The organism is Sulfitobacter sp. 1A13421 (assembly GCF_043557285.1).
Lineage (GTDB): Bacteria > Pseudomonadota > Alphaproteobacteria > Rhodobacterales > Rhodobacteraceae > Sulfitobacter > Sulfitobacter faviae.
In genome coordinates, this window is the sequence record NZ_JBIFFQ010000003.1 from 75,202 (window position 1) to 95,417 (window position 20,216).

General features: G+C 63.6%; 23 protein-coding genes. 8 read left to right on the top strand and 15 right to left on the bottom strand.

Features of this window, described 5'->3' with window-relative positions; genetic code table 11:
* The first annotated feature begins 40 nt into the window (after positions 1-40).
* On the top strand, positions 41-385 hold the full coding sequence (locus ACGYLI_RS07080; protein ID WP_007118099.1) for a YbaB/EbfC family nucleoid-associated protein: 345 nt from the start codon (positions 41-43) through the stop codon (positions 383-385).
* A 54-nt stretch (positions 386-439) separates the two neighbouring features.
* Positions 440-1,033 carry a recombination mediator RecR gene (gene recR / locus ACGYLI_RS07085; RefSeq protein WP_394418398.1) on the top strand — a complete coding sequence of 198 codons (594 nt, stop codon included), beginning with the start codon at positions 440-442 and terminating at the stop codon, positions 1,031-1,033.
* A 75-nt stretch (positions 1,034-1,108) separates the two neighbouring features.
* On the opposite strand, the gene ACGYLI_RS07090 is transcribed toward recR, so the two are convergent.
* The 3 genes from ACGYLI_RS07090 to ACGYLI_RS07100 form a co-directional block, all read right to left on the bottom strand.
* A complete protein-coding gene (locus ACGYLI_RS07090; protein ID WP_394418400.1) occupies positions 1,109-2,287 on the bottom strand; it encodes a type III PLP-dependent enzyme in 1,179 nt (392 codons plus the stop codon).
* Between the two features lie 186 nt (positions 2,288-2,473).
* Complete coding sequence (locus ACGYLI_RS07095) at positions 2,474-3,595, bottom strand: endonuclease/exonuclease/phosphatase family protein (RefSeq protein ID WP_394411221.1); 1,122 nt, start codon at positions 3,593-3,595, stop codon at positions 2,474-2,476.
* Between the two features lie 119 nt (positions 3,596-3,714).
* The gene (locus ACGYLI_RS07100; protein WP_394418402.1) at positions 3,715-4,494 is read right to left on the bottom strand and encodes a DUF1013 domain-containing protein; all 780 of its coding nucleotides are present in this window, start codon (positions 4,492-4,494) and stop codon (positions 3,715-3,717) included.
* 123 nt (positions 4,495-4,617) lie between these two features.
* Here ACGYLI_RS07100 and ACGYLI_RS07105 point away from each other — a divergent pair, with 123 nt between their 5' ends.
* Entirely contained in the window at positions 4,618-5,262 is a 645-nt protein-coding gene (locus tag ACGYLI_RS07105; protein ID WP_394411218.1) for a ribonuclease T, read from the top strand.
* A gap of 160 nt (positions 5,263-5,422) precedes the next feature.
* On the opposite strand, the gene ACGYLI_RS07110 is transcribed toward ACGYLI_RS07105, so the two are convergent.
* Positions 5,423-6,433 (bottom strand): NAD(P)H-quinone oxidoreductase, encoded by a 1,011-nt coding sequence (locus tag ACGYLI_RS07110; RefSeq protein WP_394418404.1) that lies wholly within the window; start codon positions 6,431-6,433, stop codon positions 5,423-5,425.
* A 97-nt stretch (positions 6,434-6,530) separates the two neighbouring features.
* On the opposite strand from ACGYLI_RS07110, the gene ACGYLI_RS07115 reads away from it, so the two are divergent.
* Complete coding sequence (locus ACGYLI_RS07115) at positions 6,531-7,757, top strand: fatty acid--CoA ligase family protein (protein WP_394418406.1); 1,227 nt, start codon at positions 6,531-6,533, stop codon at positions 7,755-7,757.
* A complete protein-coding gene (locus ACGYLI_RS07120) occupies positions 7,754-8,860 on the top strand; it encodes an acetyl-CoA C-acyltransferase (RefSeq protein WP_394418408.1) in 1,107 nt (368 codons plus the stop codon). Before ACGYLI_RS07115 ends, ACGYLI_RS07120 begins: the two co-directional genes overlap by 4 nt.
* Positions 8,861-8,891: 31 nt before the next feature.
* On the opposite strand, the gene ACGYLI_RS07125 is transcribed toward ACGYLI_RS07120, so the two are convergent.
* The 4 genes from ACGYLI_RS07125 to ACGYLI_RS07140 form a co-directional block, all read right to left on the bottom strand.
* On the bottom strand, positions 8,892-9,437 hold the full coding sequence (locus ACGYLI_RS07125) for a biotin transporter BioY (protein ID WP_209216564.1): 546 nt from the start codon (positions 9,435-9,437) through the stop codon (positions 8,892-8,894).
* 61 nt (positions 9,438-9,498) lie between these two features.
* The gene (locus ACGYLI_RS07130; protein ID WP_394418410.1) at positions 9,499-10,095 is read right to left on the bottom strand and encodes a CbiQ family ECF transporter T component; all 597 of its coding nucleotides are present in this window, start codon (positions 10,093-10,095) and stop codon (positions 9,499-9,501) included.
* Positions 10,070-10,804, bottom strand: a complete 735-nt coding sequence (locus tag ACGYLI_RS07135) for an energy-coupling factor ABC transporter ATP-binding protein (RefSeq protein ID WP_394418412.1) — start codon at positions 10,802-10,804, stop codon at positions 10,070-10,072. The genes ACGYLI_RS07130 and ACGYLI_RS07135 overlap by 26 nt, the downstream gene beginning before the upstream one ends.
* A gap of 72 nt (positions 10,805-10,876) precedes the next feature.
* Positions 10,877-11,569 (bottom strand): COQ9 family protein, encoded by a 693-nt coding sequence (locus tag ACGYLI_RS07140; protein ID WP_394418414.1) that lies wholly within the window; start codon positions 11,567-11,569, stop codon positions 10,877-10,879.
* Between the two features lie 110 nt (positions 11,570-11,679).
* Here ACGYLI_RS07140 and rpsU point away from each other — a divergent pair, with 110 nt between their 5' ends.
* Positions 11,680-11,886: a 30S ribosomal protein S21 gene (rpsU, locus tag ACGYLI_RS07145; RefSeq protein WP_007118112.1), complete on the top strand. Its 207-nt coding sequence runs from the start codon at positions 11,680-11,682 to the stop codon at positions 11,884-11,886.
* 255 nt (positions 11,887-12,141) lie between these two features.
* Here rpsU and ACGYLI_RS07150 read toward each other — a convergent pair whose 3' ends face one another.
* Positions 12,142-12,600, bottom strand: coding sequence for an Lrp/AsnC family transcriptional regulator (locus ACGYLI_RS07150; RefSeq protein WP_120351940.1), 459 nt, complete (start codon positions 12,598-12,600; stop codon positions 12,142-12,144).
* Positions 12,601-12,738: 138 nt separating this feature from the next.
* Here ACGYLI_RS07150 and ald point away from each other — a divergent pair, with 138 nt between their 5' ends.
* On the top strand, positions 12,739-13,857 hold the full coding sequence (gene ald, locus ACGYLI_RS07155) for an alanine dehydrogenase (protein ID WP_394418416.1): 1,119 nt from the start codon (positions 12,739-12,741) through the stop codon (positions 13,855-13,857).
* A 62-nt stretch (positions 13,858-13,919) separates the two neighbouring features.
* On the opposite strand, the gene mscL is transcribed toward ald, so the two are convergent.
* Both mscL and ACGYLI_RS07165 read right to left on the bottom strand, forming a co-directional pair.
* Positions 13,920-14,351, bottom strand: coding sequence for a large conductance mechanosensitive channel protein MscL (gene mscL / locus ACGYLI_RS07160; protein ID WP_271688378.1), 432 nt, complete (start codon positions 14,349-14,351; stop codon positions 13,920-13,922).
* Between the two features lie 122 nt (positions 14,352-14,473).
* Complete coding sequence (locus ACGYLI_RS07165; RefSeq protein WP_394418901.1) at positions 14,474-15,427, bottom strand: histidine kinase dimerization/phosphoacceptor domain -containing protein; 954 nt, start codon at positions 15,425-15,427, stop codon at positions 14,474-14,476.
* Here ACGYLI_RS07165 and ACGYLI_RS07170 point away from each other — a divergent pair.
* Positions 15,365-15,529, top strand: coding sequence for a hypothetical protein (locus ACGYLI_RS07170; RefSeq protein WP_394418417.1), 165 nt, complete (start codon positions 15,365-15,367; stop codon positions 15,527-15,529). The two genes, ACGYLI_RS07165 and ACGYLI_RS07170, sit on opposite strands and share 63 nt — an antisense overlap.
* Before the next feature lie 252 nt (positions 15,530-15,781).
* Here ACGYLI_RS07170 and ACGYLI_RS07175 read toward each other — a convergent pair whose 3' ends face one another.
* The 4 genes from ACGYLI_RS07175 to pheS all read right to left on the bottom strand — a co-directional run bounded on the left by ACGYLI_RS07175 (position 15,782) and on the right by pheS (position 20,074).
* Positions 15,782-16,225: a YtoQ family protein gene (locus tag ACGYLI_RS07175; RefSeq protein ID WP_394418419.1), complete on the bottom strand. Its 444-nt coding sequence runs from the start codon at positions 16,223-16,225 to the stop codon at positions 15,782-15,784.
* A gap of 20 nt (positions 16,226-16,245) precedes the next feature.
* Positions 16,246-18,642, bottom strand: coding sequence for a phenylalanine--tRNA ligase subunit beta (pheT, locus tag ACGYLI_RS07180; protein WP_394418420.1), 2,397 nt, complete (start codon positions 18,640-18,642; stop codon positions 16,246-16,248).
* A 9-nt stretch (positions 18,643-18,651) separates the two neighbouring features.
* Complete coding sequence (locus ACGYLI_RS07185) at positions 18,652-18,933, bottom strand: YrhK family protein (RefSeq protein ID WP_271693862.1); 282 nt, start codon at positions 18,931-18,933, stop codon at positions 18,652-18,654.
* A 67-nt stretch (positions 18,934-19,000) separates the two neighbouring features.
* On the bottom strand, positions 19,001-20,074 hold the full coding sequence (gene pheS, locus ACGYLI_RS07190) for a phenylalanine--tRNA ligase subunit alpha (protein WP_394411191.1): 1,074 nt from the start codon (positions 20,072-20,074) through the stop codon (positions 19,001-19,003).
* Between the last annotated feature and the right edge of the window lie 142 nt (positions 20,075-20,216).

The following is a 20,216-nucleotide window of genomic DNA, read 5'->3' on the forward strand; positions in this document are numbered from 1 at the left end:
CCGCGCCACATATAAACGATAACGCAACAAGGAGACCCAGATGCTCAAGGGATTAGGCGGCCTCGGCGATATGGCCGGGATGATGAAAAAAGCGCAGGAAATGCAGGGCAAGATGGCCGAACTGCAAGAGGAGATGCACAACATCACCGTCGAAGGTGAATCCGGTGCGGGCCTCGTCAAAGCGACCTGTAGCGCCAAGGGTGAGTTGAAGGGGCTGGATATCGACCCGTCGATCTTCAACAAAGACGAAAAGGAAGTGGTCGAAGACCTGATCCTCGCCGCCATCAAAGATGCGCAGAGCAAAGCCTCGGAACGCGCGCAGGCCGAGATGAGCAAGCTGACCGAAGGCATGGGCCTTCCCGCGGGCATGAAACTGCCCTTCTGATCCCGGTGGGGCGAGCCGGTCCCGCCCCTCTTTCAACGCCCATAGGTGCCATTCTTGAGCTCTACCCGCGATATTGACGCCCTGATCGAGCTGATGGCGAAACTGCCCGGCCTTGGCCCCCGCTCGGCCCGGCGGGCAGTGCTGCACCTGATCCGCAAACGCGCGCTTTTGCTGACCCCCCTGTCCGACCTGATGCAGACCGTCGCCGCTACGGCGCGCGAATGTCTGAACTGCGGCAACGTCGGCACCTCTGATGTCTGTGACATCTGCACCTCCGAGAAACGCGCCAATGGCGAGCTTTGCGTGGTCGAAGACGTGGCCGACCTCTGGGCGATGGAACGCTCCGGCGTGTTCAAAGGGCGCTATCATGTGCTGGGCGGCACGCTTTCGGCGCTGGACGCCATCGGCCCGCAGGAATTGCGCATCCCCCGTTTGTTGGACCGGATCGATACCGAAGGGGTGACCGAAGTGATCCTCGCGCTCAACGCCACGATCGACGGGCAGACCACGGCGCATTACATCGCGGATCAATTGGAAGACCGCGTGCGGCTGACGTCGCTCGCCCAAGGCGTGCCGATCGGCGGAGAGTTGGATTACCTCGACGACGGGACGATCACTGCCGCGATGCAGGCCCGCAAGTCGCTTTAACCCCCAGAATCAAAGCGGGCCGCCCGCTCCTCCCAAAGCAGACGGCCCTTTTCCGGGGCGACGCAGATCGTGCTGTCAGAGCACGATCACATCAAGCGGCGGAAATCCATTGAACCCAACCGAACTGTACGAGCTTGTGTAGGCTCCGCAAGCACGAATCATCACTTTATCGCCATCGCGCAGGGCCAAAGGCAGGTGGATCGGGCGTTTCTCGTAGAGAATATCCGCCGAATCGCAGGACGGGCCGGCCAAAACGCAGGGTCCGGTCTCTTCCCCGTCATGCGGTGTGACGATCTGATAGCGAATCGCTTCGCCCTCAGTCTCGGCCAGACCGGAGAAACGACCGATATCCAGATAGACCCAGCGATGCAGATCATCCGCAGACTTGCGGCTGACCAGCATAACCTCGGCAGCGATATGCCCGGCTTCGGCCACCAGACCGCGGCCCGGCTCTGCCATCACCTGCGGCACATCGCCAAAGCGGGCTTTGACAGCGCGCATCACGGCCGCGGCATAGGCGCGCGGCGCTTCGATGTTTTCGCCGTAGAACGCGGGGAAACCGCCGCCGAGGTTCAGCAGTTGCAGGTCATGGCCATCCGCGCGGGCGGCGTGCCACAGCGGCGCCACCTGATCGAGCACCGGGTTCCAGAACTCCGCTTTGCGGGTCTGAGAGCCGACGTGAAAGGACAGGCCGAAGGGCACAAGACCCACGGCAACCGCATGGTTCAGAAGCGCGGGCAGCGCCGAACCGGCACAGCCGAACTTCCGGCTGAGCGGCCAGTCGGCCATGGAGTTTTCAACGATCAAGCGCAGGTAGACCCGCGCGCCGGGCGCATGGGCGGCGATCTTATCGAGCTCCGCTTCGCTGTCGGCTGCGAACAGGGTCACCCCCGCCGAATGGGCGAAGGCGATGTCCGAAGCGCGTTTGATGGTGTTGCCGAAAGAGATGTTTTCGGGCTTCGCCCCTTGGCTCAGGCACAGTTCGATCTCGGCCCGCGAGGCCGCGTCGAAGCCGGAGCCTTTCTTGACCAGCAGACGAATGATCTCGGGGGCCGGGTTCGCCTTGACCGCGTAGTGGATATGCGCGTCGCCCAAGCCCTTGTGCAGCGCGTCATATTGCGCGGCCACACGGTCGCGACTGATCACCAGCGTGGGTTTGTCAAAGCTGTTGGCGGCGATATAGGCCGCAGCCGGATCGGCGTGAAAAGACGGTGCGGCGCGAAGGGCGCCGGGGACTGTAGCATTCATGGTCATCTCCAAAGAGCAGGTGGGGCTGGTTCCCCGCGTGTCGTTTCAAGAGACGTTACCGTCGCTACATAAACGCGGGTCAGTCAGAGTGGGAACTGACCGGCCAGAGGCGCGTGCGTTGGCGTCTGTAAGGCGCCACATACGCCGTTTTTGGATTCGTACAAGGGGTAAAATTGCCCCTACGGCAAATTGTTAGTTTTCCTCGTCTTCCCAATCGCTGCCGATGGGGTCGCGGTCTCTTTTCCGTTCTTCTTTGATCATATTCTTGGCTTCCCGCTCTTCTTCGGGGTCGGTTTCTTCGGGGTCGCTCTCGGCGGCTTCGGTCTCGGCCATGGCGAGGACGAACCACATCGGGAAGTGGTCCGACCCGATCTTGTCCAAGCGGTCCATCTCTAGCAGACGAAACTGCGGATCGTGGAAAAGGTGGTCCAAAGGCCAGCGCATCCAAGGCATTGTTGCACTGAATGTGTTGTACATGCCGCGCCCCACCCGCGGGTCCAAAAGACCCGAAAGCCGCTGAAAGCGCCGGGTCGTGGTCGACCAAGCCACATCGTTCAGATCGCCCGAGACCACGGCGGGCAACGGGTCCTTCTCAGCCTCGATACCGACCAAGGCGATCTCACTATCGCGCCCTTTAGTGTCATGTTCGATCACGGGCGGTTCGGGGTGGACGACGTAGAGGCGGAAATCCTCCCCCACCGGCAGGTGCACCCGAGCGCGGATGGAGGGCACCTCTTCGGTGACCAACTCGCGCACCTCGACCTCCGACAGCGGCAGTTTCGACATGAGGCAAAGCCCATAGCCATTGTCGAGCGGCACGTCGACGCGATGCTCGTAGTTCTTGCCCAGACCGTCATCCAGCGCGTCGATCCAGGCCTGATCCACCTCGATCGCCATGAAGATATCTGGCACCCGCGCCTCGGCCAATGCGATCAGCTTGCCATAGTCGCGGTTGGACATTTTGACATTGGCGGCCAGCAGGCTGAAATGCCGGTCCGTCGCGCGGCGCAACTCGGGCGAGGCCGCCAAAGATTGCTTGCGCCACAGCGGGGTGAACTTGGTGATGTAAAGTGCGTGAAGCGCGGCGACCCCCAGCATCAACGCGATCCCGGCCATGCCCGAGGGTGTCGTCACCCCCTGCGACAGGGCGAACCCGATTGCCAGCAACAGTGCCAAGCCGAGGAATTGTTCCCGAGGAAAGGCCAGCCCGCGGATCGCCCCGAAGGGCAATTTGCTCAGCGGCAGCAGGCTGCCCAGTATTAGCACCCCCGCCAGTCCCCAGATCACCCAGTCCAATGCCGTTTCCAAATCCATCCCCCGGCGCGTTGCGCCTTTTCTACAAAGCAAAACAGGGCGCCGGAATACCCGACGCCCTGTCATTCTAACACATCTTTACGGCGAAAGTTCCTTTCGCCACACCGCCTTGAAGGTGCTTAGCCCTTGGCTTTGTCTTCGTCCTCATCGTCTTCATCGGTGCTGTCGGGCAGCGAGAAGAAGCTGTCGGCGTCAGAGTAATCGCCCTTGGTGTGGCTCTCTTCTTCCTCGTCATCCGTGGTGTTGCCGGAGAGGGTGAAGGTTTCCAGCCCTTCAATGGCCGTGGGGATTTTCGGCTCGCTGTCCATCCCGAGGCTCTGCTCGGTCGAAACCAGCTTGCGGCGTTCGTCGTCGTTCATCACTTCGCCCGCGGCGGCCTTTTTCGCGGCAGCCTTTTGCACGGCGGCGTCAAGCTCGGACTGTTTGCACAGGCCCAGCGCGACCGGGTCGATCGGTTGGATGTTGGCGATGTTCCAATGCGTGCGCTCGCGAATCGCTTGGATCGTTGGCTTTGTGGTGCCCACCAGTTTGCTGACCTGACCGTCGGACAGTTCGGGGTGGAATTTGACCAGCCACAGGATCGACGCCGGACGGTCCTGACGTTTGCTGAGCGGGGTGTAGCGCGGGCCGCGGCGTTTCTCTTCGCCCTCGGCGGCGGCGTTGAACTTGAGCTTCAGCTTGTGCAGCGGATTGTCCTGCGCCGCGTCGATCTCTTCCTGCGTCAGCTGGTTGTTGGCAACCGGATCAAACCCCTTCACCCCCTGCGCCACGTCGCCATCGGCGATGCCCTGCACTTCGAGTTCGTGCATGCCGACGAAATCGGCGATCTGCTTGAAGCTGATGGTGGTGTTGTCCACGAGCCAGACGGCGGTGGCTTTGGCCATAATCGGTTTTGCCATTTCACTCTCCTAAAAACGCAATTTTCCCGTCGCCTGAAAGGCTGTCCTGCTTGGCAGAACGGTCTCCATTGTCGGGGAAGTTGGCGGCTGTATACTGGCTCAAACGTCATAAGGGAAGACCCAATGCGGCCACTGCGCGCCTGTCTGCTGATCCTCGGGCTGATCGCCCCCACCGCCACGCTGGCCGAAGGGGAGCGTTCGGGCGAATTCGACTACTATGTCATGTCCCTGTCATGGTCGCCCAATTGGTGCGAATTGACCGGCGATGCGCGGCAATCTCCGCAATGCGATGCCGCGAAAGACCACGGTTGGACCCTGCATGGTCTCTGGCCCCAGTTCACACGGGGATACCCGTCCTATTGCCAAAGCGGCCGCCGCCCGCCCAGCCGCGCCCAGACCGGGGCGATGGCCGATATCATGGGCACCGGTGGCTTGGCATGGCACCAGTGGAAGAAACACGGTTCTTGCAGCGGGTTGGACCCGGCGGATTACTTCGCCCTCTCGCGGGAGGCCTACGCCCGCATCAAGCGCCCCGAGGTCTTTCGCAAGCTCGACCGTACCGTGTCCCTCCCCGCCGCGGTGGTGGAAGAGGCCTTCCTCAAAGCGAACCCGGACCTGACCGCGCGGGGGATCACCATCACCTGCAAGCAAGGGCACATCCAAGAGGCGCGCATCTGCCTGTCCCGCGAGCTTGAGTTCATCCCCTGCGGGCCGGACGTTCGGCGGGACTGCACGCTTGATAACGCGCTGTTCACCCCTCTGCGCTAGACCCATCCGGGCCTATAGTCTGGCGAAAGCGGGAGAGGCGTAATTTCCTCCCCCGCATTCAATGCCTTTCGGCTCTCTCCAACACGGGTGGTCAGCGTCCCGGCCACCCGTGCCTCCAGTAAACGAATTACTGGTTAACAATTCGTTACTGTCTCAAGTTTTACTGATCTTCTCCGCCTTGCAGTTCACCGACCACCTTCAGGACGATTTTGCCGATATGGCCGCTGGCTTCCATCCGGCGGTGGGCGTCATTCGCTTCGGACAGGTCATAGGTGCTGTCCATCACCGGCGCGACGCGGCCCTGTTCCAACAGGGGCCAGACATTCTGCAAAAGCTCCTCTGCAATCCGGGCCTTGGCCAGATCGCTCTGTGGGCGCAGGGTCGATCCGGTCATGGTCAGGCGGCGGGTCATCAGCGTGACGAAGTTCACCTCTTGCTTGGCCCCTTGCAGAAACGCGATTTGCACCAGCCTGCCGTCCTCGGCCAAGGCCTTGAGGTTGCGGTTGATATAGCTGCCGCCCACCATGTCGAGGATCACATCCGCGCCGCCCTCGGCCTGCACGACATCGACGAAATCCGTGTCCCGGTAGTTGATCGCCACCTCGGCCCCCAGCTTCATACAGGCCGCGCATTTGCTATCGGTGCCCGCAGTCACGAAAACCCGCGCGCCCAAGATGCGCGCCAGTTGGATCGCCGTGGTGCCAATGCCGGAAGAGCCGCCGTGAATCAGCACTTTCTCTCCGGCCTTCAGCCCACCGCGCATGAAAAGGTTCGACCAGACGGTAAAGAAGGTCTCAGGCAGGCAAGCGGCTTCTTTCAGCCCCATGCCTTCGGGAATGGGCAGGCAATGCGCCGCGGGGGTGGCGACATATTCAGCATAGCCGCCGCCGGGCAGCAGGGCGCAGACCAGATCGCCCGGGGCCAGCGTTGTCACCCCCGGCCCGACTTCGACCACCTCGCCCGAGGCCTCCAACCCCGGCAGATCGCTGGCGGTGGCGGGCGGCGCGTAGCGGCCCGCGCGTTGCAGCGCATCGGGGCGGTTCACCCCGGCATAGGCGACCTTGATGATGACCTGACCGTGTTTCGGCTGGGGCCGCGGGCGGGTGGTGCCTTGCAGAACGTCCGGACCGCCGGGTTCGGTGATTTCGATTGCACGCATGGTCTCTGTCATGTCTGAAGTATCCTCGGGTCTGGTTTCGCCGCAGCCTAACGGGCGACCCCGGGGCGTGCACCCGGAATTTGAGACCCCACGGAAGAGGGAGAGGCGGATGCGCGGGCAAGACAGGTTCAAATGGCATGAGGCCGCGCGGCTTTATGCAGGGGAGCGGGAATTGCCCCGCGCGCCCGAAGGCCACGACAGCTACTGCGCCCTGCCCGCCACTCCGGCCTTCGACGCACTGGCGGCCCTAACCACCGCGATCACCCAGCAGGCCCCCTTTTGCCTCAGCAACCGCCCCCTGCCCGATGACATCTCCTGCCCGCCCGCGGCCTTTCTCACCCTGACCGGCGGCGCGTCGGGGCGGCCCAAGGCGGTCCGCCGCAGCCAAGCCTCTTGGATCGCCAGTTTTGAGGTCAATGCTGACCGTTTCGCCCTTACCCCCCGCGACAGCGTCGCCGTGTTGGGGCAGCTCAGCCATTCCCTATCGCTCTATGCCGTGCTGGAAGCGCTGCATCTTGGCCTCGACGCGCATGTACTGGCGGATCGCGCCCCCCGGCGGCAGGCAGAGCGGATCGCCGAGGCCGGGGCGACGATCCTCTACGCCACGCCGACCCAGCTGCGCCTGCTTGCCCGCGCTGCCGTAGCCCCGCTGCCATCGCTGCGCTTGGTCCTTTGCGGCGGTGGCGCGCTCGATCCGGCGACCCGGGCGGCGGTGGGGCGGCTCTGCCCCCAAGCGGCGGTGCATGTTTTCTACGGCGCGGCAGAGACGAGCTTTATCACGCTGGCCGATGCCAATACGCCCGAAGGCGCGGTGGGCCGCCCCTACCCCGGTGTCGAGCTGCGTCTGATGAATGCTGAGGGTGAACCCACAACTGATGTTGGTGAGATCTGGGTGCGCAGCCCCTACCTCTTCGATGGCTACGCCCTGGGCCCCAGCGATGAGACCCGCTGGCGGGAGGGCTTCGTGACCGTGGGTGAGATGGGGGCGCTGGATGCCAAGGGCAACCTCTGGATCAGGGGGCGGCGGCAGCGCATGGTGCAGATCGCCGACCAGATGGTTTTCCCCGAAACGGTGGAGGCCGTGATCAGCGCCCAAACCGGCCTGCCCTGCGCGGTTCTGCCCCGGGACGATGCGCTGCGAGGGCAGCATCTGGTCGCGGTGATCGAAGCCCCGGCAGGAGACCCGCCCGCTGAAGAGATCATTGCCCATTGCCGCGCGACGCTCGGGCCCCTGACCTCCCCCCGGCGCGTCTACTTCTGCCCCGACCTGCCCCTGCTGCCCTCGGGCAAGCCCGACCTGCGCGCCCTCTCGGACTGGGTGGAGGGCCAAAGGTGACCCGCGCCTATATCGTCTCGGCCTGCCGCAGCCCGGTCGCCCCGCGCGGCGGGGCGCTGGCCCATCTCTCCCTACCCGAGCTTGCCGCGCCGGTCCTTTCTGCTGCCCTCAGCCGCGCGGGGCTGGACCCTGCGCAGATCGATGAGGTGATTTGCAGCACCGCCCTCGGCCCCGGCGGCAACCCCGCGCGCAGCATCGCTTTGGCCACGGGGCTGCCCGAACAGGTGGCGGGGCTTAGCATCGACCGGCAATGCGCGGGGGGATTGGATGCGCTGGCGCTGGCGCGGCAGATGGTCCTTTCCGGGGCCGCCGATATCGTCGTGGCGGGCGGGGCCGAAAGCTACTCTCGCCAGCCGCTGCGCTACCGCACTTTCGCCGATGGCCGCCCGGCTGAGGCCTATGCCCAAGCGCCCTTCACCCCATGGCCCGACCGCGACCCCGACATGGCGGAGGCCGCCGCGGCGCTTGGTCGGTCCCAAGGCATTTCCCGCGCAGCACAGGATGGCTGGGCCGTGGAAAGCCATGCGAAGGCCCGCGCACAGCCCCCAACCGAAGCGGAACTGGTGCCGCTCGCAGGCGTCTCAACCGATGCCTTCACCCGCCGCCTCACCCCCGCGCTATGCAGCCGGGCCAAGGTGCTTTCCGTCGACATCACCGCTGCCAATGCCGCCGTCGCCGCCGATGCCGCGGCCTTTTGCGTCGTCGTGTCAGAACGGGTGGCGGCGGACCTCGCCGCGCCGAAAGTAGAACTTATCTCAGCGGCGACGAAGGGCAGCCGCCCCGAAGAGCCAGGACTGGCCCCATTGGTGGCCATCGGAGAAGTCTTTCGTCAAAGCGGATTGAAAGCCAGCGGCTTGCACCGCGCCGAGATCATGGAGGCCTATGCCGTGCAGGCCATCGCCTGCGTCACCGGCGCGGGGATCGCGCCGCGGATCGTCAACAGGGGCGGCGGCGCTTTGGCGCGCGGGCATCCGATTGGCGCATCAGGCGCGATCAATGCGGTGCGGCTGTGGCATGAGTTGGTGGCGCGGGGATCGGGCACCGGCTTGGCGGCGATTGCCGCCGCCGGGGGGATCGGCTCTGCCGCGCTGATGCGGCTGTAGCGGCCCGCCCTTGGGGAGCGGGCCAAATCGTTTAGCTGCGCGACAGCAGGCTCGCCGGGCGCGCCTTGGCCAGACCGGAGGTGATGAACCCCGCCAGCACGGCTTTGATCAGGTCACCGGGGATGAAGGCTTGGACCAGCAGGGTCGCCTCGACCAGCGTTTTGTTCAGCGTCATCATCATGCCGAAGATGCCGAAGGCATAGACCACGAGGATGCCGCCCAAGACCGCCGACACCCCAGCTGCGAGGCCCACCGGCGCGCTGCGCCACTGGTCCATGATAAAGCCGGTCACGAAGGCCCCGATCGGGAAGCCGACGAGGAAACCCACGGTCGGCGAGGCAAACACGCCCAGACCGCCACGGCCCCCGGCCAGAAGCGGCAGACCCAGCGCCACCAGCGCCACAAACAAAAGCGCCGCAAGGCCACCGCGCCATGCGCCCAGCACCGTGCCGCAGAGCATGACACCCAGCGACTGCGCCGTGATCGGCACGCCGAAGCCAAGCGTGAATTTCGGAATCAGGCCCAGCGCCGCGATCAACGCGGCAAAGAGGGCGATCATGGTCAGATTGCGTTCCATTGGAAGGATCCTTGGGTTGAATTTTCCATTGCCTAGGCCACCCCCCTGCCCCGGTCAAGCATTACAGACCACCCCGCGCGCGCAGCGCCTCGGCCACATGTTCGGCGTCATCGATGGCCAGAACAGTGAAGGGCATCACCACGCGCCAGCCCGCCCGCCTGCGCGACCGCGCGCGCCACGCCAGTGACAGCATCTGCCCCTTGGCCGCCAGCACGGGGGTAAAGCGCACCACCAGCGCCACGGCCAACTCAAGGCTGCGCGTGCGCAGCCCGAAACGGCGCAGCGGAGCGGCGAGCCAGTGCACCACCCCCATCATATCGCTGAGCTTGGTGGTCATGGTGACGAGGTTCGCAAGCCCCACGGCGGTGACCATCCGCAGCGCGATCACAAGCCCCGCCTCCCCATCGTCGGTCAAGACATGCCACAGCAAGATCAGCCCGACAAAAGGCCAAAGCATCCACAGACGCCCCAACCCGGCCCGCAGGAAGGCACGCCCCGGCAGGACATAGAGCAGCAGCATCCCGGCACAGAAGAGGATTTGCCAAACCGGCTCCTCCACCCCGAAGAGCAGCAGCGTGGCCACGCAGAGCGCCCCCAGTTTGGCCCCGGCGGGCCAGCCATGGGCGCGGGTCTCAACCGGCGAGGTCAGAGAGATCATCACTCGCCCCCAATTCCTTCATCCGCGTCTCAAAGGCGCGTAGCACCGGGCGGGCGCTGCCTTGCTGGACGACCTCGCCGCGCTCTAGCCAGAGGACGTGATCGTATGCCGCCACCGCCGCCGGATCGTGGGTGATATGGACCAGCGTCAGGTCCAGCCCCGCCAAAACCCGTTCGAGGTGCAACCGCGTGGGGATGTCGAGCCCGGCAAAGGGTTCGTCCAACACCACCACCCGCGGCTGCATCGCCAAGACCGCCATCAGGCAAACCAACTGCCGCTGCCCTTGGGAGAGTTGGTGAATCGATGCCTGCGCCCAATGGCGCTTGTCAAATTGCCCGAGGATCGCCGCCACGCCCCGCGCGGCCTCCGCTTTGGATTGGCCCATTTGCCGTAGGCCAAAGGCGATTTCCTCTTCTACCGTGGGGAAGATGATCTGGTGGTCAGGGTTCTGAAACAGGATACCGACCGCGCCAATCGCACGGCGGCGGTCACGGGCCACGTCGACCCCGGCAATCCGCACCTGCCCCTCATCGGCGGGGACCAGCCCCGACAGAACCCGCGCGAAAGAGGTCTTGCCCGACCCGTTGCGGCCCACGATTCCAATCCGGGCGGCATCGGAGCTCAGGCTCACGCCCTGCAGCACCGGCGTGCCGCCGGGGGTGTAGCTGATGCTGTCGATATCGATGAGCGGAAGGGTCGCGTTGGTCATCGGGCGCCTGTGGTAAAACCGGGTGCCCCGCCCTACCACCTGCCGCGCGGGCGGGGAAGCCCGCAGCGCGCCTCAGCTTGGCGGCGTCCAACGGCCCGGCAGATCGGGGTCACGTTGCCCGCGCGGGGCCTTGACATGGCTCAACAGCCAGTTCGGCCCGGCCATCAGACGGCTCAGCGTCGGGCTTTCGCGCACATGGGATTTGAGCTTTTCGATCTGCATCACATCGTCGATGCGCCGGTCGAGGAACGACCATGTCGCCTGATGCCCCTCACTGGCATCCCCCAGCCAATAGAGCAGCGTGGCCGAATAGACCCCCGACAGCGTGGCCCGTTTGCTATACCAATTCACATCCTCCGAGGTATCGCCAAGCGCGGTCCAAATCTTATCGCTGGTCTCCCAGATCAGCCCGGCCCCTTCGGGGGCGTGATGCGGCAGGGCGAAAAGCGTGCTGCCCCGGCGGATCGCCTCACGATCCCCGGCTTCGAGCCGCAGGCGCACCGCCTTGGCGATACGGTCCCTGAAGCGAAGCGCCGACAGATCGGCCTGCGCCAAGCCATCGACCATCTTGGCATCGCCGCGCCGGTGATAGGCCACCGCCAGATCGACCGCCCCGCGTGGACACACTGCACGGGCCAGCGCCGGGTCCAGACCGCTGTCCTTGATCGCAGCGTTGAAGGTCGCGGGCGACCAGCCGTCAAACGGCACATGCATCAATGCGGCATCCAGCAATTGGTCCTTTGGGTCGGCCTTGGGCGGTGTCATGGCGGGCTCCTATCGGGGCGTGATGGGGTGGACAAACGTGATATAGGCTGTTATAGGCCCATTTCCTGCAATTCCTTGCAACTTTATCCTAGAAAGGTGGTGACAACCACATGCAGGTTAGTGTTCGCGACAACAACGTCGATCAGGCCCTCCGGGCTCTGAAGAAAAAGCTCCAGCGCGAAGGCGTTTTCCGTGAAATGAAGCTCAAGCAACATTTCGAGAAACCGTCCGAGAAAAAGGCGCGCGAGAAAGCTGAAGCGATCCGTCGTGCCCGTAAACTGGCACGCAAAAAAGCGCAACGCGAAGGTATGATGTAAATCATTCCCGCGACACGCGACAGATATAGAACCCCCGGTGCCCATGGCAGCGGGGGTTTTGTTTTGTGGGGGAGCGCAGCGGAGCCGGGCAGCGCCAGACCGCGGAATGGCGCTCGAAATCCCTTCAATTAGGCAGTTTATGGTAGCTGCGCTTGAGAAACACCTCAGGACGGCACGACCTCAGCAAAAGCGCCAGCCCGTCCGGGCGGTCTGGCGCTGCCCGGCGGCCTTCGGCCTTGATTCCGGGCTTTCCAACTACACCGGCAGCGCCGTGGTCTTGCACACCGTCCTGAGCGCGAAACTCGACTGCATCTGCGCCACGCCGGGCAGCCGCGCCAAATGCTGGCGATGAATCCGGGCGAAATCCTCGGTATTCTCCGCCACGATCTTCAGCAGGTAATCCGCCGTCCCGGCCATCAGGTGACACTCCAAGACATCGGGAATGCGCGAGACCGACTTCTCGAAAGCCTCCAACACCTCTTCGGCCTGAGCCTGCAAAGTGATCTCAACAAAGACCGTCGTCGGCATATCCAGCTTGCGCGGGTCCAAAAGGGCCACATAATCGCGAATATACCCTTCCTTCTCCAACCGCTGCACACGGCGATGACAGGCCGAGGGCGACAGATGCACCACCTCTGACAGTTCGGCATTGGACATCCGCCCATTGCGCTGCAAAGCCCGCAGAACACGCCGATCAATCTCATCCAAGGCCATATGCGCAATACTTTCGCGTGAGGAAGCAATCCAGCGCGATTATATTCGAAGGATGCGCCCCTTGGCGACCCCAATTTCGCAGCGATATGCACGGCGGATATGATAATCCTGTCCCACTACGGAGGAGGAGGAACCCCCATGAAAATCGGATGCCCGACAGAAATTAAACCGCAGGAATTCCGCGTCGGCCTGACGCCCAATGCCGCACAAGAAGCCATCGCCCATGGGCATGAGGTTATCGTGCAGGCGGGGGCCGGGGTCGGCGCGGGTTTCGAAGACGCTGACTACACCGCCGCAGGCGCCACCATAATCGACACGGCCGAGGAGATCTTTGCCACAGCCGACATGATCGTCAAGGTGAAGGAGCCGCAGGCGGGCGAACGCAAGATGCTGCGCGAAGGGCAATTGCTCTTTACCTATCTGCACCTCGCGCCCGACCCGGATCAAACCCACGATCTGCTGGCCTCGGGCTGTACGGCGATTGCCTATGAAACCGTGACCGACCGCAATGGCGGCCTGCCCCTTCTGGCCCCAATGTCCGAGGTCGCGGGCCGTTTGGCCCCGCAGGTCGGGGCATGGACGCTGCAAAAGGCCAATGGCGGGCGCGGCGTGCTGATGGGCGGCGTGCCCGGTGTCGGCCCGGCTAAGGTTATGGTCATCGGCGGCGGCGTCGTCGGCACCCATGCGGCCCGCATCGCCGCGGGCATGGGCGCGGATGTGACCGTGCTCGACCGCTCCCTGCCCCGGATGCGCTATCTCGATGACATCTATGGCGGCACCTTCAAGACCGCCTATGCCAGCGCGGGCAACACCATCGAACTGGCGCGTGAGGCCGATATGATCATCGGCGCGGTGCTGATCCCCGGTGCGGCGGCACCCAAGCTGATCAGCCGCGCGCAACTGTCCGAACTTAAACCCGGCGCGGCGCTGGTCGACGTGGCCATCGACCAAGGCGGCTGCTTCGAGACTTCCAAGGCGACGACTCACCAAGACCCGGTTTATGAGGTCGACGGCATCATGCACTACTGTGTGGCCAATATGCCCGGCGCGGTGGCGCGCACCTCGACCATCGCGCTTGGCAACGCCACCATGCCCTTCATGCTGGCACTGGCCGACAAGGGCTGGAAACAGGCCTGCGCGGATGACCCGCACATCAAGGCCGGGCTGAACGTCCACGCGGGCAAGCTGACCTATGCCGCCGTGGGCGAAGCGCTTGGGCTCGACAGCATCACCGCGGATCAGGCCATCGCGAGCTGAACGACAGCGGCCAAACAAAAGGCCCGCCAGATTGGCGGGCCTTTCCATTTCGAAAGCAGCGCTCAGCGCGTCTTCAAAGCGTCTCGAATTTCCAACAATACATCGAGCTGCGATGGGCCGGTCTTGACCTCTGGCGCCACCTCATCCGGCTTTTCCGCAGCCGCCTTCACCCGGTTCACCATCTTCACCAGGATGAAGACCACGAAGGCGATGATGAAAAAGTTGATCACGGCCATCAGGAACGAGCCATAGGCAAAGACCGACGCCCCCGCCTCCCGCGCCTGCTCTAGCGAAGCGGTCGCAGGCACATCGCCCGACAGCACGGCATAGTTGTTGGTGAAATCCACCCCGCCGGTGAAAAGCCCGACGATCGGATTGATCAGATCGGCCACCAGTGACGACACGATCGCCGTGAAGGCCGCGCCGATGATGATACCAACGGCCATGTCCATGACATTGCCCTTGGCGATGAAATCCTTGAATTCTTGAATCACAGTTCTGTCCCTATTCTAAGGCGCGCCGAAAACCCCGCCATCACGGTCGATAGTGCGGACTGGCACATAGAACGGTCAATAAAGTTTTACGGTAAATCGCGCGTTTTACGGCCCGCGCCCGTTCAATCCCGAAAACAGACCCGCAAAAGCGCGCCCTCTGAGCTGAAATCGGTCGTCAGACGCCCGTTCAACTGCTCGGCTGCCGTGGCCATCAACATCCGCCCCAGCCCCGTGCTATCGGCCCCCGAGACGGCACCGGCATGGCCGCAGCCATTGTCACGGCATTCCAAAAGCCAGCCTTCGGCCCCCTCCTGCCGCCGTAGGGAAATTTTGATCTCCCCTGCCCGGTCCCCGGCGAAGGCGTGTTTGATCGAATTGGCCACGAATTCGCTCACGATCATGCCGAGGGCTGAGGCCTGCACGGCCTGCAACTCGCCCGGCTCAGCCGCACAAAAGATAGTAACGTGGTCCGGCGCGCTGGCGGCGAGAAGCTTGTTCAGTTGTTCGAGATAGGAGGTGGTTTGCACCTTGCTTCGGCCACCCTGCCCCATCAACTCGCTGTGCAGCGATGCCACCGCGCCGAAACGGCGCTCGACAAGGGCCAGCACATCCTTGGCGTCGGGGTCTTGCACCTTGCGTGTCGCCATGCGCAGCAATGAGGCGATGGTCTGGAACGAGTTCTTCACCCGGTGGTCCATCTCGGCGCGCAGCGCCGCTTCGATGCGGATCTTCTTGCGCAATTCCAACTGCATCATCACATGGCGCGACAGGGTTTGCAGCGCTTGGCGCTGGAAATCGTTCAAGGTCCGCGGCTTGGTATCCAGCACGCAAAGCGTGCCAATCGGCTGGCCGTTCGGCGCGACAAGATTGGCACCGGCATAGAATTTCACCCGAGGGTCGCCAACATAGAGCGGATTGTCCGAGGTGCGCGGATCCGCCCCCATATCCGCAATCTCGGTATAGCCCTCATCGAGAATGGCATGAGAGCAGACCGATTGATCAAGGGCCGTCTCATGCGGCTCGAACCCGACGCGCGCCTTGAACCATTGGCGCTTTTCATCAACCAGACTGATCAGAGAGACGGGCGTTTCGCAGATTTTGGACGCAAGCTCGACAATATCGTCGAAATCCGCTTCGGCTTCGGTATCAAGAACATCATAGGAATAGAGCGTCTCTAGACGCTCGTCCTGCTCTGCGGGCGTGTCGGCTAAAATGGACCTTCTCCTTCCAAAGTTAACCCGCCGCGCGACTATGGCACGGCAGCGGGGGTCGGATATGGCCTGCCTTTCGGGGGGCAGATCACGGCTGATGAACCTCCAGCTAGTGAAGGTTTAGTCCGCAAAGCAGCGGCGTCCAGCATGCTACCGAATCGATTCGCGCTCAACCCTTGATAGATGTTCAATTTTAACGCGGCTAGCCCCGCTGCCGTGTCACCCCGGCAGCGTACCGGCCAAGACATAGCGCAGAATCTCAACCACCTGCGCAGGCTCGAAGGCCACGGCGAGCGCCGCCGCGTCGACCTCTTTCAGCGCATGGGCGTGGTCGGGGCCGTGCAGGATGATCAGCGATTTGCCAAGTGCTGCGGCATAGCCCGCGTCGAAGGCCGCGTTCCATTGCTTGTACTGGTCACCGAAGCGCACCACGACGACATCCGCCTCGGCGATCGCCTTGCGGGTGCGGATCGCGTTGATCTGTGCGCCCTTGCGGTCGTGCCAGAACTTGTCGTCCTCCGCGCCGAGGATCGCCACGCCGCAATCGTCGCTGGCGGCGTGGTCGGTGACGGGTGCGGTAAAGGTCACGTCGAGACCCTTGGCCCCTTCGGTGATCTGTTCGCGCCAGTCGGTGTGAATTTCACCGGAGAGATAGACTTTCATCGCTTCCGTCCTTCCTTGGTTCAGCCGCGCAGCACGCCGCCGGTGGCCTTGGTCACCTTCTCGACCACCTTAGCACCCACCGCTTCGATGTCTGCATCCTTCAGCGTCTTGTCGCTGGGTTGCAGGCGCACGGTGATGGCGAGGGATTTCTTACCCTTGCCAAGGCTGCCGCCGATGAACTCGTCGAAAACGCGGACATCTTCGATCAGGGCCTTGTCGGCACCCTTAGCGGCATTGACCAGCGCCAGCGCCTCCACATCGGCATCCACGACAAAGGCGAAGTCACGCTCGACCGCCTGCAAGTCGCTGATCTGCAACGCCGGGCGCGTGGCGCCGGATTTGCGCGGCAGCGGCACTTCGGCGGGATAGAGGGTGAAGGCCATCGCCGGGCCTTTGACGTCCATCGCCGCCAGCACCCGCGGGTGCACTTCGCCAAAGACGCCGAGCACCTTTTTCGGGCCGAGGCAGATCTTGCCGTGACGGCCCGGGTGCCACCATTCATCAGCCCCGCGCAGGATCTGCACCTTGGCGGGCGCGCCGATGGCGGCCAGCACCGCCTCGGCATCGGCCTTCACGTCATAGACGTCCACCGCGCGCGCCGCGCCATGCACATCCCGCGGGCCGGTGCGACCCACCAGAAGACCGGAAACCATGACCTGCTCCTCGCCCGGCTCGCCGCCGGAGAAGGCGGGGCCAACCTCAAAAAGCGCCATGTCGGCAAAGCCGCGCGCCTGATTGCGGGCGGCAGCTTGCAGCAGGCCGGGCAGCAGGTCGGGGCGCATGTGGCTCATGTCCGAGGAGATCGGGTTCTCCAGCCGCGTCGCATCGGTGCCACCGCCGAAGAGTGCCGCCGAGGCTTGGTCGATGAAGCTGTAGCTCACGCATTCGTTGTAGCCAAGCGCCGCCGCCGTGCGCCGTGCGGTCACCACGCGGCGCTGCATGGGCGAGAGAACGGGGCGCGGCACGCCTGTGGTCAGACGCGGCAGGGGTTTGCCCTGAAGCTGCGTCAGCGAGGCAATCCGTGCGACCTCTTCGACCAGATCAGCTTCGCCCTGCACATCGGGCCGCCAGCTTGGCACCTGCGCCATGTCACCGTCGAGTTCGAAGCCAAGCGCGGTCAGCGTCTGGCGCTGGTCACTCTCGGGGATCGTCATGCCGACCAGCGATTGAACGCGGGCGGTATCGAGCTTGTAGGCGCGCGCGGTATCCGGCACCTGCCCCGCGACCACAACCTCGGAAGCCTCGCCGCCCGCGTGATCAAGGATCATCCGCGTGGCATGCTCGAGCCCCTCAGGCGTAAAGGCCGGGTCGACGCCACGTTCGAAACGATAACGTGCGTCCGAATTGATCTTCAGCGCGCGGCCCGCATAGGCGATCTGCACCGGATCCCAATAGGCGCTTTCGACAAAGACGTTGACCGTGCCTTCGGTCACACCTGTTGCCTCACCGCCCATGATGCCCGCGATGCTTTCCACGCCGCTATCGTCAGAGATGACCATCTGCCCCGCTTGCAGGGTGTAGGTCTTTTCATCCAGCGCCACGATCTCTTCGCCGCCCTTGGCGCGGTGAACGCGCAGGTTGCCTTTGACCTTGTCGGCGTCAAAGACGTGCAGCGGGCGGTTGCGGTCGAATGTGAAGAAGTTGGTCACATCCACAAGGAAGGAGATCGGACGCAGCCCAATGGCGCGCAGGCAATCCTGCAACCACTGCGGGCTGGGGCCGTTCTTCACGCCCTTGATCAGGCGACCGTAGAACACCGGGCAACCATCCCGCGTATCTTCGTCAATGCTGACGGAGACGGGCGAGGCAAAGCTGCCTTCGACCGCATCGCAATCACGGGGCCTCAGCTTGCCCAAGCCCCGCGCTGCCAGATCGCGCGCAATGCCGCGCACGCCGAGCGCATCGGGGCGGTTAGGCGTAATCGCGATCTCGATCACCGGGTCGACCTTCGCGGGATCATTCTCGGCCAGCCAGTCGATGAACCGGTCGCCGGGCTTGCCCGAGGGCAGCTCAATAATGCCGTCGTGCTCTTCGCTCAACTCCATCTCGCGTTCGGAGGCCATCATGCCGAAGCTCTCGACACCGCGAATTTTGCCCACGCCGATGGTCGTGTCGATCCCCGGCACATAAACGCCCGGCTTGGCCACAACGACGGTAATCCCCACCCGCGCGTTCGGCGCGCCGCAGATGATCTGCATGACGCCCTCGTCGGTTTCCACCTGACAGACGTTCAGCCGGTCCGCATCGGGGTGTTTCTCGGCCGATTGCACATAGCCGAGGGTGAAATCGGCAAGCTTCGCCGCCGGGTTTTCGACGCCTTCGACTTCGAGGCCGAGGTCGGTCAGGGCATAGGTGATCTCATCAATCGACGCCGTGGTGTCGAGATGGTCCTTGAGCCAGGAGAGGGTGAATTTCATGATCGTTCCCTAATTCTCGTAACGTTTGGCCAGATCGGCCATGTCGCCCATCCGATAAAGTTTGATTTCGCGGACCACCCGCAGACAAGGCTTGGCCGCAAAGAAGATCGACCCGATCAAAAAGAGCCATGTCGCGCTGGTCTGCGTGCTTTCGAAGAAAAACAGCACGGAGCCGACAACGAAACAGACAGCCGCGCAGAAATCGATAAGCGTGTAGGCGATCTCGAACTTCGCATAAAGCGCGCGAGATCGGGCGTTGTTCTCGCGGTTCTCGTGTCGAAAGAGTTTCATATCAGACATGCCTCACGCGGTGCATTTTGATGTTTCTGCGGCGGTCGTCGCAGGCTCCATGCGCAGTTTAGCGCGACAACCCACCATGCAAATTCGGCTGATCCAAGCTCGCGAACCCATAATGCCGCAGCCAGCGTAGGTCTGAATCAAAGAACGCCCGCAGATCCGGGATGCCGTATTTCAGCATCGCGATCCGGTCGATCCCCATGCCAAAGGCAAAGCCCTGCCATTCGTTCGGGTCGATCCCGCCCGCCTGCAACACCTTGGGGTGCACCATGCCGGAACCGAGCACTTCCAACCAGCCATCACCCTCGCCGATGCGCAGCTGGCCGTCGACCCAGGAACACTGAATGTCGACCTCGGCCGAAGGCTCGGTGAACGGAAAGTGCGAGGCGCGGAAGCGGGTCTTAATGCCGTCGATCTCGAAGAAGGCGGCAAAGAATTCCTCCAGCGTCCACTTGAGGTTCGCCATGGAGATATCCTTGTCGATCGCCAGACCTTCGACCTGATGGAACATCGGCGTGTGGGTCTGGTCGTAATCGGCACGATACACACCGCCGGGGCAGATAATGCGCAGGGGCGCGCCTTCGGCCTCCATCGTGCGGATCTGCACCGGGGAGGTGTGGGTGCGCAGCACATGGGGCGCGCGCTCGTCGCCCTCGGCACGCGCCATATAGAAGGTGTCCATCTCGGCCCGCGCGGGGTGGTGGCCGGGGATGTTCAGCGCGTCGAAGTTGTACCAATCGGTGTCGATGCGCGGGCCTTCGGCGACGGAAAAGCCCATCTCGGCAAAGATCGCGGTCAGTTCTTCGGTCACTTGGCTGACCGGATGGATGCTGCCCTGACGCTGGTGCCGCGTGGGCAGGGTCACGTCGAGCCATTCGCTGCGCAGGCGCTCGTCCAGTGCGGCATCGGCAAGGCCGGCCTTCTTGGCGGCGAGGGCCGAGTTGATCTCATCCTTCAGCGCGTTCAGCGCGGGGCCAGCGACCTGCCGCTCTTCGGGGGTCATCTTGCCAAGCTCGCGCATTTTCAGCGCCACTTCGCCCTTTTTGCCCACGGCGGCCAGCCGGATGTCTTCCAGCGCGGATTCGTCGCCAGCATCGGCGATTTGGCTCAGGTACTTTTGCTTCAGATCGTCCATGACAGGCCCTTGGAATAATACCCCGTCCTGCTAGCCCTCCCGCCCCTCGAATGCAAGCCGTAGGGGTTGTGGCGCCATGGGGGAACCACCACCTCTGCAAAGCGTTAGGCCGCATCCCCTCGGCGCGCCCTGCTTCAGCGGC

Excerpts from the sequence above, each read along its gene's own strand:
- ACGYLI_RS07080 (WP_007118099.1), top strand. The coding sequence starts at position 41 with ATGCTCAAGGGATTAGGCGGCCTCGGCGATATGGCCGGGATGATGAAA.
- ACGYLI_RS07090 (WP_394418400.1), bottom strand. The coding sequence starts at position 2,287 with ATGACCATGAATGCTACAGTCCCCGGCGCCCTTCGCGCCGCACCGTCT.
- ACGYLI_RS07095 (WP_394411221.1), bottom strand. The coding sequence starts at position 3,595 with ATGGATTTGGAAACGGCATTGGACTGGGTGATCTGGGGACTGGCGGGG.
- ACGYLI_RS07100 (WP_394418402.1), bottom strand. The coding sequence starts at position 4,494 with ATGGCAAAACCGATTATGGCCAAAGCCACCGCCGTCTGGCTCGTGGAC.
- ACGYLI_RS07105 (WP_394411218.1), top strand. The coding sequence starts at position 4,618 with ATGCGGCCACTGCGCGCCTGTCTGCTGATCCTCGGGCTGATCGCCCCC.
- ACGYLI_RS07110 (WP_394418404.1), bottom strand. The coding sequence starts at position 6,433 with ATGACAGAGACCATGCGTGCAATCGAAATCACCGAACCCGGCGGTCCG.
- ACGYLI_RS07115 (WP_394418406.1), top strand. The coding sequence starts at position 6,531 with ATGCGCGGGCAAGACAGGTTCAAATGGCATGAGGCCGCGCGGCTTTAT.
- ACGYLI_RS07125 (WP_209216564.1), bottom strand. The coding sequence starts at position 9,437 with ATGGAACGCAATCTGACCATGATCGCCCTCTTTGCCGCGTTGATCGCG.
- ACGYLI_RS07130 (WP_394418410.1), bottom strand. The coding sequence starts at position 10,095 with ATGATCTCTCTGACCTCGCCGGTTGAGACCCGCGCCCATGGCTGGCCC.
- ACGYLI_RS07135 (WP_394418412.1), bottom strand. The coding sequence starts at position 10,804 with ATGACCAACGCGACCCTTCCGCTCATCGATATCGACAGCATCAGCTAC.
- ACGYLI_RS07140 (WP_394418414.1), bottom strand. The coding sequence starts at position 11,569 with ATGACACCGCCCAAGGCCGACCCAAAGGACCAATTGCTGGATGCCGCA.
- rpsU (WP_007118112.1), top strand. The coding sequence starts at position 11,680 with ATGCAGGTTAGTGTTCGCGACAACAACGTCGATCAGGCCCTCCGGGCT.
- ACGYLI_RS07150 (WP_120351940.1), bottom strand. The coding sequence starts at position 12,600 with ATGGCCTTGGATGAGATTGATCGGCGTGTTCTGCGGGCTTTGCAGCGC.
- ald (WP_394418416.1), top strand. The coding sequence starts at position 12,739 with ATGAAAATCGGATGCCCGACAGAAATTAAACCGCAGGAATTCCGCGTC.
- ACGYLI_RS07170 (WP_394418417.1), top strand. The coding sequence starts at position 15,365 with ATGCGGCTCGAACCCGACGCGCGCCTTGAACCATTGGCGCTTTTCATC.
- ACGYLI_RS07175 (WP_394418419.1), bottom strand. The coding sequence starts at position 16,225 with ATGAAAGTCTATCTCTCCGGTGAAATTCACACCGACTGGCGCGAACAG.
- pheT (WP_394418420.1), bottom strand. The coding sequence starts at position 18,642 with ATGAAATTCACCCTCTCCTGGCTCAAGGACCATCTCGACACCACGGCG.
- ACGYLI_RS07185 (WP_271693862.1), bottom strand. The coding sequence starts at position 18,933 with ATGAAACTCTTTCGACACGAGAACCGCGAGAACAACGCCCGATCTCGC.
- pheS (WP_394411191.1), bottom strand. The coding sequence starts at position 20,074 with ATGGACGATCTGAAGCAAAAGTACCTGAGCCAAATCGCCGATGCTGGC.